At 72.0% G+C, this 12,306-nt stretch carries 14 protein-coding genes; 13 read left to right on the top strand and 1 reads right to left on the bottom strand.

Features of this window, described 5'->3' with window-relative positions; translation table 11 throughout:
* The 13 genes from ABZ371_RS20250 to ABZ371_RS20190 all read left to right on the top strand — a co-directional run.
* Nucleotides 1–1,192, top strand: a 1,192-nt coding sequence (locus ABZ371_RS20250) for a GAF domain-containing protein (RefSeq protein ID WP_358681413.1), incomplete at its 5' end; no start/stop codon positions are given.
* A 100-nt stretch (nucleotides 1,193–1,292) separates the two neighbouring features.
* A complete protein-coding gene (locus ABZ371_RS20245) occupies nucleotides 1,293–1,928 on the top strand; it encodes a GNAT family N-acetyltransferase (RefSeq protein WP_358681410.1) in 636 nt (211 codons plus the stop codon).
* Nucleotides 1,929–2,046: 118 nt separating this feature from the next.
* Nucleotides 2,047–2,130, top strand: a complete 84-nt coding sequence (locus ABZ371_RS20240) for a putative leader peptide (protein WP_310591794.1) — start codon at nucleotides 2,047–2,049, stop codon at nucleotides 2,128–2,130.
* 117 nt (nucleotides 2,131–2,247) lie between these two features.
* The gene (locus ABZ371_RS20235) at nucleotides 2,248–3,945 is read left to right on the top strand and encodes a nitrite/sulfite reductase (RefSeq protein ID WP_358681407.1); all 1,698 of its coding nucleotides are present in this window, start codon (nucleotides 2,248–2,250) and stop codon (nucleotides 3,943–3,945) included.
* Nucleotides 3,942–4,121: a hypothetical protein gene (locus tag ABZ371_RS20230; protein ID WP_358681404.1), complete on the top strand. Its 180-nt coding sequence runs from the start codon at nucleotides 3,942–3,944 to the stop codon at nucleotides 4,119–4,121. Before ABZ371_RS20235 ends, ABZ371_RS20230 begins: the two co-directional genes overlap by 4 nt.
* Nucleotides 4,118–4,834 carry a phosphoadenylyl-sulfate reductase gene (locus ABZ371_RS20225; RefSeq protein WP_358681401.1) on the top strand — a complete coding sequence of 239 codons (717 nt, stop codon included), beginning with the start codon at nucleotides 4,118–4,120 and terminating at the stop codon, nucleotides 4,832–4,834. The genes ABZ371_RS20230 and ABZ371_RS20225 overlap by 4 nt, the downstream gene beginning before the upstream one ends.
* On the top strand, nucleotides 4,834–5,403 hold the full coding sequence (cysC, locus tag ABZ371_RS20220; RefSeq protein ID WP_358681398.1) for an adenylyl-sulfate kinase: 570 nt from the start codon (nucleotides 4,834–4,836) through the stop codon (nucleotides 5,401–5,403). Before ABZ371_RS20225 ends, cysC begins: the two co-directional genes overlap by 1 nt.
* Nucleotides 5,400–6,335, top strand: coding sequence for a sulfate adenylyltransferase subunit CysD (gene cysD / locus ABZ371_RS20215; protein WP_358681395.1), 936 nt, complete (start codon nucleotides 5,400–5,402; stop codon nucleotides 6,333–6,335). Before cysC ends, cysD begins: the two co-directional genes overlap by 4 nt.
* 2 nt (nucleotides 6,336–6,337) lie before the next feature.
* Nucleotides 6,338–7,678 carry a GTP-binding protein gene (locus tag ABZ371_RS20210; protein ID WP_358681392.1) on the top strand — a complete coding sequence of 447 codons (1,341 nt, stop codon included), beginning with the start codon at nucleotides 6,338–6,340 and terminating at the stop codon, nucleotides 7,676–7,678.
* Between the two features lie 222 nt (nucleotides 7,679–7,900).
* Entirely contained in the window at nucleotides 7,901–9,010 is a 1,110-nt protein-coding gene (locus ABZ371_RS20205; RefSeq protein ID WP_358681389.1) for an aliphatic sulfonate ABC transporter substrate-binding protein, read from the top strand.
* Between the two features lie 45 nt (nucleotides 9,011–9,055).
* A complete protein-coding gene (locus tag ABZ371_RS20200; protein ID WP_358681386.1) occupies nucleotides 9,056–9,847 on the top strand; it encodes an ABC transporter ATP-binding protein in 792 nt (263 codons plus the stop codon).
* On the top strand, nucleotides 9,834–10,712 hold the full coding sequence (locus ABZ371_RS20195) for an ABC transporter permease (protein WP_358681383.1): 879 nt from the start codon (nucleotides 9,834–9,836) through the stop codon (nucleotides 10,710–10,712). The genes ABZ371_RS20200 and ABZ371_RS20195 overlap by 14 nt, the downstream gene beginning before the upstream one ends.
* Before the next feature lie 6 nt (nucleotides 10,713–10,718).
* A complete protein-coding gene (locus ABZ371_RS20190; protein ID WP_358681380.1) occupies nucleotides 10,719–11,477 on the top strand; it encodes a sirohydrochlorin chelatase in 759 nt (252 codons plus the stop codon).
* Nucleotides 11,478–11,492: 15 nt separating this feature from the next.
* On the opposite strand, the gene ABZ371_RS20185 is transcribed toward ABZ371_RS20190, so the two are convergent.
* On the bottom strand, nucleotides 11,493–12,125 hold the full coding sequence (locus ABZ371_RS20185) for a DsbA family protein (RefSeq protein WP_358681377.1): 633 nt from the start codon (nucleotides 12,123–12,125) through the stop codon (nucleotides 11,493–11,495).
* Nucleotides 12,126–12,306 lie beyond the last annotated feature (181 nt).

Raw genomic sequence — 12,306 nt, 5'->3', positions numbered from 1 at the left:
GCGCACCGCGCAGGTCCCGCGCGCGGAGATCGACGCGTCCTGGGCCCGGGTGCTGCGCAGCGGTGTGGATCCCGAGCAGTCCCCGCAGAGCAGGCTGCTGGAGGCGGAGGAGATCGAGCACCGGCGCAGGAGCTCGGCGCTCGGCGAGGTCATGCCGCTGCTGCGGGACGGGCTCGCCACGATCGCCGACGCCGCCCGGCAGATCATGGTCGTCACCGACGACGAGGGCCGGGTGCTGTGGCGCCAGGGACACTCCACCGTGATGCGCCTGGCGAAGGACATCTGCCTGGAGGAGGGCGCCGCCTGGGAGGAGGGCGTGACCGGCACCAACGCGATCGGCACCGCGCTCGCCACCCGCACCCCCGTCCAGGTGCACTCCGCCGAGCACTTCGTCCGGGCCCTGCACGACTGGACCTGCGCCGCGGCCCCCGTACGCGACCCCCGCGACGGCCGGCTGATGGGGATCGTCGACATCACGGGGCCCGTCTCCACCTTCCACCCGGCGACGATGGCCCTGGTCGGTTCGGTGGCGGCCCTCGCCGAGAGCGAGCTGCGCAACCGGCACCTGAGGGCCGTCGAGCGGCTGCGGTCGGTGGCGGCACCGATCCTGTGCCGGCTGGGCGGGCGCGCGATGGCCGTGGACACGCACGGCTGGTGCGCCGCCGTCAGCGGAATGCCGCCCGTCGACCGCCTGCCGCTGCCCAAGTCGCTGCGGCCGGGCCGGGTCTGGCTGGCCTCGCTGGGGATGTGCGAGGTGGAACCGCTGCCCGGCGGCTGGCTGGTGAGGGTCGCGGACGGCCCGTCGGAGAGGCCGCCGCGCCGGGTCGTGCTCGACCTGAGCCACGAGCGGGGGCTCGCCGTCCACGTGACCGGCGGCCCGGTGGGTACGTGGACGCGTCCGCTGTCGCCCCGCCACGCCGAGCTCCTGTACGCGCTGGCCGTGCACCGGGAGGGGCGGACTGCCGCCGAGCTGGCGCAGGACGTCTTCGGGGATCCGACCCGGACGGTGACGGTGCGGGCCGAGGTCTCCCGGATGCGGCGGCATCTGGCGGAGGTGCTCGCGCACCGCCCGTACCGGTTCGGCGAGGGGGTGGAGGTCGAGGTCGTCCACCCCGCCGTACCGGCGGACCTGCTGCCCCGCTCGACGGCTCCGGTGGTGGTCGGGGCGCGCGCCTCGGCGGGGGCGGCCTGAGGGCTTCGCCCCGCCCCCGGCGGGGCCGGGTCACCGGCCCGCCGTCGTGCGGCCCGGTGCGGGTTTGGGTGCCGCCCGGCGGCGTGGTTCCCTGGCCGTCATGAGCAACCCCACGCGTCCCACCGGCCCCACGTCCGGGGTGCCGGCCCCGCAGGCGACCTCCGAGGTGACGGTCTGGTCCCTGGAGCAGACCGCGCCCACCGATCTGCGGCCCGCCGCCGCGCCCGCGGGTGCGGTGCGGATCGTGCGGTCGCAGACACCGCTGCCGGAGTTCAGCCGCTTCCTGTACACGGCGGTCGGCGGCGACGTCCGCTGGACCGACCGCCTGGGTCTGACCTACGCCGAGTGGCAGGAGATCCTGGAGCGGCCGGGGGCCGAGACGTGGGTGGCGTACGAGAACGGCACGCCCGCGGGGTTCATCGAGCTCGACGCCCAGGAGGGCGGTGTGGTCGAGATCGGCTACTTCGGGCTGATCCCGGCGTTCCGCGGGCGCCGGATCGGCGGCCATCTGCTGTCGTACGGGGTGGCGCGCGCCTGGGACCTGGCGGAACGCCACCCCGGCCGGACACCGACCGAGCGGGTGTGGGTGCACACCTGCTCGAACGACGGTCCGCACGCCATGGACAACTACCTGCGTCGCGGCTTCCGGCTCTTCGACACCCGGACGGAGCGGGAGCCCTGCGTGGAGCAGCCGGGTCCGTGGCCGGGCGCGTACCCCGGGCCCTGCGCCGATTGAGCCGCCCTGCCGGCGGCCGGACGTGACGGAGGCCACATTGTCTCATCTTTCGAGACCATCTCGTCCACATGGTGGATCGTGGTGGACTGGCCCGAGATGCGCGTGACACGCTTCCGTCATGTCCGGAACTGGAATTGCCTTGGTGAGTCGGCGGCACGTCGACCTCGGCCGCATGTCCAGCGCCATCTGTCCGGCCCGCTGAGAGTCTCCAGCACCGCCGCGATCCCTTGACCCACCGCTTTCCCCTGCGCACCGCCGCGCCTCACGCGAGTGTGCAGTTCAGAGCCGCCCTCCTGCAGTCCCGAAGGACGTATTCGCCATGGCCGCCAGCCCGGAACAGCCTGCTACCGCCACGCCCCGCCGCAAGGCCGGACGACACCGTGGTGAGGGTCAGTGGGCCATGGGTCACTTCACCCCGCTCAACGGGAACGAGCAGTTCAAGAAGGACGACGACAGTCTCAACGTGCGGACACGCATCGAGACGATCTACTCCAAGCGCGGTTTCGACTCGATCGACCCCAACGACCTGCGCGGGCGGATGCGCTGGTGGGGCCTCTACACCCAGCGCCGGGCCGGCATCGACGGCGGCAAGACCGCGGTGCTGGAGCCCGAGGAGCTCGAGGACTCGTACTTCATGATGCGGGTGAGGATCGACGGCGGGAGGCTGACGACCGCGCAACTGCGGGTCATCGGCGAGGTCTCCGAGCAGTACGCGCGCGGCACGGCCGACATCACCGACCGGCAGAACGTCCAGATGCACTGGATCCGCATCGAGGACGTCCCCGCGATCTGGGAGAGGCTGGAGGCGGTGGGCCTCTCGACCACCGAGGCCTGCGGCGACTGCCCGCGCACCATGATCGGATCGCCGGTGGCGGGGATCGCCGCGGACGAGATCATCGACGGCACCCCGGCGCTCGACGAGATCCACGCCCGCTACATCGGCAACCCGGAGTTCTCCAACCTGCCGCGCAAGTTCAAGACCGCCATCTCCGGCTCCCCGGTGCAGGACGTCGTGCACGAGATCAACGACATCGCCTTCGTCGGCGTCGAGCACCCCGAGCACGGACCCGGCTTCGACCTCTGGGTCGGTGGCGGGCTGTCCACCAACCCGCGTCTCGCCGAACGCCTGGGCGCCTGGGTGCCGCTGGACGAGGTCGCCGACGTCTGGGCGGGCGTCGTGGGCATCTTCCGCGACTACGGCTACCGCCGGCTGCGCAACCGCGCCCGGCTGAAGTTCCTGGTCGCCGACTGGGGTGTCGCCAAGTTCCGTCAGGTGCTGGAGGACGAGTACCTGAAGCGCCCGCTGCTCGACGGCCCCGCCCCCGCGGAGCCCTCCTCCCGGTGGCGCGACCACATCGGGGTGCACCGCCAGCAGGACGGCCGTTTCTACGTGGGCTTCGCGCCGCGCGTGGGCCGGGTGGACGGGTCCACCCTCGCCAAGATCGCGGAACTGGCCGAGCGGCACGGTTCCGGCCGCGTCCGGACCACCGTCGAGCAGAAGATGATCATCCTGGACGTGGAGCAGGACCAGGTGGAGTCCCTGTCCGCGGGTCTGGAGGCGCTGGAGTTCCAGGTGAAGCCGTCGTCGTTCCGGCGCGGCACGATGGCCTGCACCGGCATCGAGTACTGCAAGCTCGCCATCGTCGAGACGAAGGCGCGCGGCGCGGCGCTCATCGACGAACTGGAGCGCCGCCTCCCGGACTTCGACGAGCCGCTGACGATCAACATCAACGGCTGCCCCAACGCGTGCGCCCGCATCCAGACCGCCGACATCGGCCTCAAGGGCCAGCTGATGCTGGACGAGGAGGGCAACCAGGTCGAGGGCTACCAGGTGCACCTCGGCGGCGCCCTCGGTCTCGAGGCCGGCTTCGGCCGCAAGGTGCGCGGGCTGAAGGTCACCTCCGCCGAGCTGCCCGACTACGTGGAGCGGGTCCTCGGCAGGTTCCAGGAGGAACGCGAGGACGGCGAGCGCTTCGCGACCTGGGCCGCCCGGGCCGGAGCGGAGTCGCTGTCATGAGCGGACGAGCCGCGCCGTTCTACTGCCCGTACTGCGCCGATGAGGACCTGCGCCCGCACGAGGCCGGGCACGGCGCCTGGGAATGCGCCTCCTGCAATCGCGCGTTCCAGCTGAAGTTCCTGGGCCTGCTGGCCCACGGACTCCAGCGCGACGACGTGGAAGGGGACGGGACATGACGGACACGCTGCGAGCGGGCGAACTCACCGACGAGGCCCTGGAGGAGCTGGCCGAGCGTGCGGGACGCGAGCTGGAGGACGCCTCCGCGCTCGAGATCCTGAAGTGGGCCACCGACACCTTCGGCCGCCGGTTCTGCGTCACCTCCTCCATGGAGGACGCCGTCGTGGCGCACCTGGCCTCCCGCGTCGCCCCCGGGGTGAGCGTGGTGTTCCTCGACACGGGCTACCACTTCGAGGAGACGATCGGCACCCGGGACGCCGTGGACGCGGTGATGGACGTCGAGGTCATCACCCTGACGCCGCGTCAGTCCGTGGCGGAGCAGGACGCCGAGTACGGGCCGAGGCTGCACGACCGCGACCCCGACCTGTGCTGCGCCCTGCGCAAGGTGAAGCCGCTCGAAGAGGGCCTGACCGCGTACACCGCCTGGGCGACCGGGCTGCGCCGCGACGAGTCCCCCACCCGCGCGAACACCCCCGTCGTCGGCTGGGACGCCAAGCGCCGCAAGGTCAAGGTCTCGCCGATCGCCCGCTGGACCCAGGACGACGTGGACGCCTACGTCGCCGAGCACGGCGTGCTGACCAACCCGCTGCTGACGGACGGCTACGCCTCCGTCGGCTGCGCGCCCTGCACCCGGCGGGTGCTGGAGGGCGAGGACGCCCGGGCCGGCCGCTGGGCCGGGCGCGGCAAGACCGAGTGCGGGCTGCACGGCTGATGACGACTGATCAGGAGATATCGATGAGCGTGACGGAGACGGGAGCCACCGTCTGGCTCACCGGTCTGCCGAGCGCCGGCAAGACCACCATCGCCTACGAACTGGCGGGCCGGCTGCGCGGCGACGGGCACCGGGTCGAGGTGCTGGACGGTGACGAGATCCGGGAGTTCCTCTCCGCCGGTCTCGGCTTCTCCCGCGAGGACCGGCACACCAACGTCCAGCGGATCGGCTTCGTCGCCGAACTCCTGGCCGCCAACGGCGTGAAGGCGCTCGTCCCGGTCATCGCCCCGTACGCCGACAGCCGTGACGCGGTCCGCAAGCGCCACCGGGCCGAGGACACCGCCTATCTGGAGGTGCACGTCGCGACCCCCGTCGAGGTCTGCTCGGTACGCGATGTGAAGGGGCTGTACGCCAAGCAGGCGGCGGGCGAGATCAGCGGCCTCACCGGGGTCGACGACCCCTACGAGGCACCCGTGTCACCGGATCTGCGGATCGAGTCGCACCGGCAGACCGTGCAGGAGTCCGCGGCGGCGCTGCACGCGCTGCTCACCGAGAGGGGCCTGGCGTGAGCACCGTCGCCACCGTGCCGGAAGGCACCGACCACCCGTACGCGCTGAGCCACCTCGACTCCCTGGAGTCCGAGGCGGTGCACATCTTCCGCGAGGTGGCGGGTGAGTTCGAGCGGCCGGTGATCCTGTTCTCCGGCGGCAAGGACTCGATCCTGATGCTGCACCTGGCACTGAAGGCGTTCGCCCCGGCCCCGATCCCCTTCACGCTGCTGCACGTCGACACGGGGCACAACTTCCCCGAGGTCCTCGAATACCGGGACCGCACCGTCGCGAAGCACGGCCTGCGCCTGCACGTCGCCTCCGTCCAGGAGTACATCGACGCCGGCAAGCTCCGTGAGCGCCCCGACGGCACCCGCAACCCCCTGCAGACGGTCCCCCTCACCGAGGCCATCCAGCAGCACCGGTTCGACGCCGTCTTCGGCGGCGGACGCCGCGACGAGGAGAAGGCCCGCGCCAAGGAGCGCGTCTTCTCCCTGCGCGACGAGTTCTCCCAGTGGGACCCCCGCCGCCAGCGCCCCGAACTCTGGCAGCTCTACAACGGCCGCCACGCCCCCGGCGAACACGTCCGCGTCTTCCCGATCTCCAACTGGACCGAGCTGGACGTCTGGCAGTACATCGAGCGCGAGGGCATCGAGCTGCCGGAGATCTACTTCGCCCACGAGCGCGAGGTCTTCAACCGCTCGGGCATGTGGCTCACCGCCGGCGACTGGGGTGGGCCGAAGGAACACGAGAAGGTCGAGACCCGCCAGGTGCGCTACCGCACCGTCGGCGACATGTCCTGCACCGGCGCCGTCGACTCCGACGCCACGACCCTGGACGCCGTGATCACCGAGATCGCCGCCTCCCGCCTCACCGAACGAGGCGCCACCCGCGCCGACGACAAGATGTCCGAGGCCGCGATGGAAGACCGCAAGCGCGAGGGGTACTTCTAGACATGAGCATCACCACGACCGAGCTCTCGGCCACCACCCTGCTGCGGTTCGCCACCGCCGGTTCCGTCGACGACGGCAAGTCCACCCTCGTGGGCCGTCTGCTGCACGACTCCAAGTCGGTGCTGACCGACCAGCTGGAGGCCGTCGCGCTGGCCTCCACCAACCGCGGGCAGGAGGCGCCCGACCTGGCACTGCTGACCGACGGGCTGCGCGCGGAACGCGAGCAGGGCATCACCATCGACGTGGCCTACCGCTACTTCGCGACGCCGCGGCGCCGGTTCATCCTCGCCGACACCCCGGGCCACGTGCAGTACACCCGCAACATGGTCACCGGCGCCTCCACCGCGGAGCTCGCCGTCGTCCTCGTCGACGCTCGCAACGGCGTCGTCGAGCAGACCCGCCGCCACGCCGCCGTCGCCGCACTCCTACGGGTCCCCCACGTCGTCCTCGCCGTGAACAAGATGGACCTCGTCGAGTACGCGGAGCCCGTCTTCGCCGCGATCGCCGAGGAGTTCACCGCGTACGCCGCCTCCCTCGGCGTGCCGGAGATCACCGCGATCCCGATATCGGCGCTGGCCGGCGACAACGTCGTGGAACCGTCCGCGAACATGGACTGGTACGGCGGGCCGACGGTCCTGGAGCACCTGGAGACGGTGCCGGTCAGCCACGACCTGACGGAGTGCCACGCGCGCTTCCCCGTGCAGTACGTGATCCGCCCGCAGACCGCCGAGCACCCCGACTACCGGGGCTACGCCGGTCAGATCGCCGCCGGGGTGTTCCGTGTCGGGGAGAGGGTCTCGGTCCTGCCCTCCGGACGGACCACGACGATCGAGGGCATCGACGCGCTCGGCGAGAGCGTCGGCGTCGCCTGGGCCCCGCAGTCGGTGACGATCCGGCTGGCCGACGACATCGACGTCTCGCGCGGCGATCTGATCGCCCCCGCGGACGACGCCCCCGCCGTCACGCAGGACGTCGAGGCGACCGTGTGCCACGTGGCCGACCGGCCGCTCACGGTGGGCCAGCGGGTGCTGCTCAAGCACACCACCCGCACGGTGAAGGCGATCGTCAAGGACATCCCCTCCCGGCTCACGCTGGACGACCTCTCCCAGCACCCGTCCCCCGGTCGGCTCGTCGCGAACGACATCGGCCGGGTCGTGGTCCGCACCGCGGAACCGCTCGCGCTCGACGCCTACGCGGCCTCCCGGCGCACCGGTTCCTTCCTCCTGATCGACCCCGCCGACGGCACGACGCTGACGGCCGGCATGGCGGGCGCCTCGTTCGCCGCCGTGACGGCGCAGGACGCCGAGGGCACCTCCGCCGACGACGCGGAGTGGGACTTCTGATGCGCACCGACTTCTTCTCGACCTTCGCGAAGGAGGGCGGCCGGGTCGGCAGCGGCGCCCTCGGCAGCGGCCAGGGCGGGGTCGGGCGATGTGCGTGATGACGTACGCGCACTGCCTGCGCGCCCGAACGCTCCGCCCGTTCCGAAGACCTGCCGACCGCCCGGCCGCGTCACCCCGTCCCCGGGGGACGTGAGCACCGGGCCGACGAGAGGAAAGCCTCCCGTGTCTGCCCCCCGTACCACCCTGCGCCGCAGCCTCGCCGCCGCCGCCGCCCTGCCGCTGCTCGCCGTGGCGCTCACCGCCTGCGGCTACGGCTCCGAGTCCGAGGACGACGACACCAAGAGTGTCTCCGCGGACGGGAAGAAGCTCTCCGCGGACACCGTGAAGATCGGCTACTTCCCCAACCTCACGCACGCCACCGCCCTGGTCGGTATCCAGGAGGGCCTCATCGCCAAGGAGCTCGGCGGCACCGCGGTCAAGCCGTCGACGTTCAACGCCGGGCCCTCCGAGATCGAGGCGCTCAACGCGGGTTCGATCGACATCGGCTTCATCGGCCCCTCCCCCTCGATCAACGGCTACGCGAAGTCCAAGGGCCAGAGCCTGCGGATCATCGGCGGCTCGGCCTCCGGCGGCGTGAAGCTGGTCGTGAACCCCGAGAAGATCAAGACGGTCGACGACCTCAAGGGCAAGAGGATCGCCACCCCGCAGCTCGGCAACACCCAGGACGTGGCCTTCCTCAACTGGATCTCCGAGAAGGGCTGGAAGGTCGACGCGCAGAGCGGCAAGGGCGACGTCTCCGTGGTCCGATCCGACAACAAGGTGACACCGGACGCCTACAAGTCCGGCTCCCTCGACGGTGCCTGGGTCCCCGAGCCCACCGCTTCCAAGCTGGTGGCCGAGGGCGGCAAGGTGCTGCTGGACGAGTCGACGCTGTGGCCGGGCAACCAGTTCGTGATCACGAACATCATCGTGTCGCAGAAGTTCCTCTCCGCGCACCCGGACGTCGTCGAGGCGGTGCTGCGCGGCACGGTGAACACCAACAAGTGGATCAACGCCAACCAGGACAAGGCCAAGGCGTCCGCGAACAAGGCGCTCGAGAAGCTGAGCGGCAAGGCCCTTCCCGCCGAGGTCCTGGACCCCGCGTGGAAGTCCGTCCGGTTCACCGACGACCCGCTGGCCGCCACCCTGCAGGCCCAGGCGGACCACGCGGTCAAGGCCGGGCTGCTGGAGAAGCCGGACCTCGCCGGCATCTACGACCTGAAGCCGCTGAACAAGATCCTCCAGGCCGCGGGGCAGCCCGCGGTCGCCGACGCCGGTCTCGGCGTCAAGTAGCCCGCCCCGCACCAGGATCCCGACGACTCCCAGGAGGTGACGACCATGGCGACCACCACCCTCACCAAGGCCGGGGACCGTGCAGCGGTCGAGCACGCGGCTCGCATCACGCACGTCTCCAAGTCCTTCGCCGGACCCACGGGGCGGCAACTCGTCCTGGACGACATCACGCTCGATGTCGCTCCCGGCGAGTTCGTCACCCTCCTGGGGGCGTCGGGGTGCGGAAAGTCCACCCTGCTCAACCTGGTGGCCGGACTCGACCGCCCGACCGCGGGGTCCATCGAGACCCCCGGCGGGCGGCCGGCCCTGATGTTCCAGGAGCACGCCCTCTTCCCGTGGCTGACCGCGGGCAAGAACATCGAACTCGCCCTGCGGATGCGCGGAGTGCCCAAGACCGACCGCCGCACGGAGGCGGAGCGGCTCCTCGAACTCGTCCGCCTCGGCGGCGCGTACGGCAAGCGGGTGCACGAGCTCTCGGGCGGGATGAGGCAGCGCGTGGCGATGGCCCGCGCGCTCGCCCAGGACAGCCAGCTGCTGCTGATGGACGAGCCGTTCGCCGCGCTCGACGCCATCACCCGCGACGTGCTGCACGACGAGCTGACCCGTATCTGGCGCGAGACGAACGCCTCCGTCCTCTTCGTCACGCACAACGTGCGCGAGGCGGTCCGGCTCGCGCAGCGTGTCGTCCTGCTGTCCTCGCGCCCGGGCCGCATCGCCCGGGAGTGGACGGTCGACATCGAGCACCCGCGCCGCATCGAGGACACCGCCGTGGCGGAACTGTCCGTCGAGATCACCGAACAACTGCGTGGGGAGATCCGCCGTCATGGCCAGCACTGAAACCAAGGCCGACGACCTGGCCGGGCTCGAGGCCGGGCTGGACGCCCTGGACGCCGTCCAGGTGCGGCGGACCCCGCTGCGCGAGGTGCTGCTCGGCAAGGTCCTGCCGCCCGCCGTGGCCGTGGTCCTGGTCGTCCTCGTCTGGCAGCTGCTGGTCTGGGCGAAGGTGACCGACGACTACAAGCTGCCGCCGCCGTCCGCCGTCTGGGACAGCGCGAAGGACATGTGGCTGCGGGGCACCCTGCTCGAGGTCATCTGGACCAGTGTGTCGCGCGGTCTGCTCGGCTTCCTGATGGCCGTGGTCATCGGCACCCCGCTGGGGCTGCTGGTGGCACGGGTCAAGGTCGTCAGGGCGGCGATCGGCCCGATCCTGTCGGGCCTGCAGTCCCTGCCGTCCGTGGCGTGGGTGGCTCCGGCCATCATCTGGCTGGGGCTCGACGACAGGACGATGTACGCGGTCATCCTGCTCGGCGCGGTGCCGTCCGTCGCCAACGGCCTGGTGTCCGGCGTCGACCAGGTGCCGCCGCTGTTCCTGCGCGCGGGCCGCACGATCGGCGCGACCGGGCTGCGCGGGACCTGGCACATCGTCCTGCCTGCGGCGCTGCCCGGCTACCTGGCGGGGCTCAAGCAGGGCTGGGCGTTCTCCTGGCGCTCGCTCATGGCCGCCGAGATCATCGCCTCCTCCCCCGACCTGGGTCTGGGGCTGGGGCAGTTCCTGGAGAACGGCCGCAACAACTTCGACATGCCGGGCATCTTCCTGGCCATCCTCCTCATCCTGTTCGTCGGCATCGCCATCGACCTGCTGATCTTCAGTCCGCTGGAGCGGCGGGTACTGCGCAGCCGCGGCCTCCTCGTGAAGAGCTGAGTCCCCATGCCCTCCCCCGTCCTCCTCGTCGTCGCCCACGGCAGCCGCGACCCGCGGCACGCGGCGACCGTGCACGCGCTCACCGCGCGTGTACGCTCGCTGCGGCCCGGGCTGCGCGTGGAGACGGGCTTCCTGGAGTTCAACGCCCCGGCCGTGCCCCGGGTGCTGGAGCGCCTGGCGGCGGAGGGCGCGGACGAGGTGGTGGCGCTTCCGCTGCTGCTCACCCGCGCCTTCCACGCCAAGTCGGACATCCCCTCGGTGCTGCGCGAGGCCCGGGCCCGGCTCCCGCGGTTGCGGATCCGGCAGGCCGGCGTCCTCGGCCCGTCACCCCTGCTGGACACGGCACTGGAACAACGGCTGTACGAGGCCGGCCTCACCCCCGCCGACAGGTCCTCCACGGGCCTCGTCCTGGCGTCGGCGGGATCGACGGACCCGGAGGCGATCGCGGTGATCGCTGACATCGCGCGGGAGCTGCGGCACACCGGTTGGTGCGCCGTGCGGCCTGCGTTCGCCTCCGCTTCTCTTCCGGGTACCGCACAGGCGGTACGGGCCCTGCGGGCCGAGGGGGCCCGGCGGGTGGCGGTGGCCCCGTACGTGATCGCGCCGGGCCGCCTCCCCGACCGCATCGCGGCCGGGGCGGCCGAGGCGGGGGCCGAGGTCCTGGCCGGTGTGCTGGGTCCGTCCCCCGAGCTGGCGAGGCTGCTGACGGTCCGGTACGACGAGGCCTGCGCCCCGGCGGACGGACTGGGCTCGCTCGTCGCCTGAGGCGGCCTCCGGCGGTCAGCCGCAGTCGAGGCTCCCGGTGCGGGTGCGCTTGAGCTCGAAGAGGTCCGGGTGGCCGGCCAGCACCCGGAAGCTGTCGAAGAGCCGGGCCGCCTCCTCGCCGCGCGGCACGGCTCTCAGCACGGGCCCGAACCACACGGTGCCGTCCACGTGGATCGTGGGCGTACCGACGTAGGAGCCGGCCACCGGATCCATGCCCCGCTCGTGGCTGCGGCGCACGGCCTCGTCGTACCGGTCGGTGTGCGCGGCGTCCGCCAGGGCGGCGGGCAGGCCGAGTTCGGCCAGGGAGTCGGTGATCACGGCGTCGAAGTCGTCGTCACCCCGCTGGTGGATGCGGGTGCCGAGGGCGGTGTACAGGTCGCGCAGGACCGCGTCCCCGTGCTCCTGCGCGGCGGCGGCGAGGACCCGGACCGGGCCGATCGACCGGTCGACGAGGTCCCGGTACCCGTCGGGGAGTTCGTTGCCGGTGTTGTGCAGGTACAGGCTCATGACGTGGAAGCGGAGATCGACGGCGCGCAGCCGCTCGACCTCCAGCATCCAGCGCGAGGCGATCCAGGCGAACGGGCAGGCGGGGTCGACGTAGAAGTCGACGGTCGCCGCTCCCGTCACGGGGTTCTCGGGGTCGGTCATGGCTCGATCCTAGGGAGCCGACGGGCCGCCGCTCAGGGCCAATCGGCCGCCGGGAGGCCGGGCCAATCGAGCCGCCGGGGAGTCGAACGGGGTGCTCCGCCGCCGGCCCGGGGACCTCCGGGTGGCGCGTCCGGTGAGGTGTGCGCCGGCGTGCCGGGCCCCCACCCGGGGTGGAGTGCCC

The organism is Streptomyces sp. NPDC005899, assembly GCF_040629645.1.
Lineage (GTDB): Bacteria > Actinomycetota > Actinomycetes > Streptomycetales > Streptomycetaceae > Streptomyces.
This window is presented reverse-complemented; position numbering and strand designations above follow the sequence as displayed.

Excerpts from the sequence above, each read along its gene's own strand:
- ABZ371_RS20245 (WP_358681410.1), top strand. The coding sequence starts at position 1,293 with ATGAGCAACCCCACGCGTCCCACCGGCCCCACGTCCGGGGTGCCGGCC.
- ABZ371_RS20240 (WP_310591794.1), top strand. The coding sequence starts at position 2,047 with ATGTCCGGAACTGGAATTGCCTTGGTGAGTCGGCGGCACGTCGACCTC.
- ABZ371_RS20235 (WP_358681407.1), top strand. The coding sequence starts at position 2,248 with ATGGCCGCCAGCCCGGAACAGCCTGCTACCGCCACGCCCCGCCGCAAG.
- ABZ371_RS20230 (WP_358681404.1), top strand. The coding sequence starts at position 3,942 with ATGAGCGGACGAGCCGCGCCGTTCTACTGCCCGTACTGCGCCGATGAG.
- ABZ371_RS20225 (WP_358681401.1), top strand. The coding sequence starts at position 4,118 with ATGACGGACACGCTGCGAGCGGGCGAACTCACCGACGAGGCCCTGGAG.
- cysC (WP_358681398.1), top strand. The coding sequence starts at position 4,834 with ATGACGACTGATCAGGAGATATCGATGAGCGTGACGGAGACGGGAGCC.
- ABZ371_RS20210 (WP_358681392.1), top strand. The coding sequence starts at position 6,338 with ATGAGCATCACCACGACCGAGCTCTCGGCCACCACCCTGCTGCGGTTC.
- ABZ371_RS20200 (WP_358681386.1), top strand. The coding sequence starts at position 9,056 with ATGGCGACCACCACCCTCACCAAGGCCGGGGACCGTGCAGCGGTCGAG.
- ABZ371_RS20195 (WP_358681383.1), top strand. The coding sequence starts at position 9,834 with ATGGCCAGCACTGAAACCAAGGCCGACGACCTGGCCGGGCTCGAGGCC.
- ABZ371_RS20190 (WP_358681380.1), top strand. The coding sequence starts at position 10,719 with ATGCCCTCCCCCGTCCTCCTCGTCGTCGCCCACGGCAGCCGCGACCCG.
- ABZ371_RS20185 (WP_358681377.1), bottom strand. The coding sequence starts at position 12,125 with ATGACCGACCCCGAGAACCCCGTGACGGGAGCGGCGACCGTCGACTTC.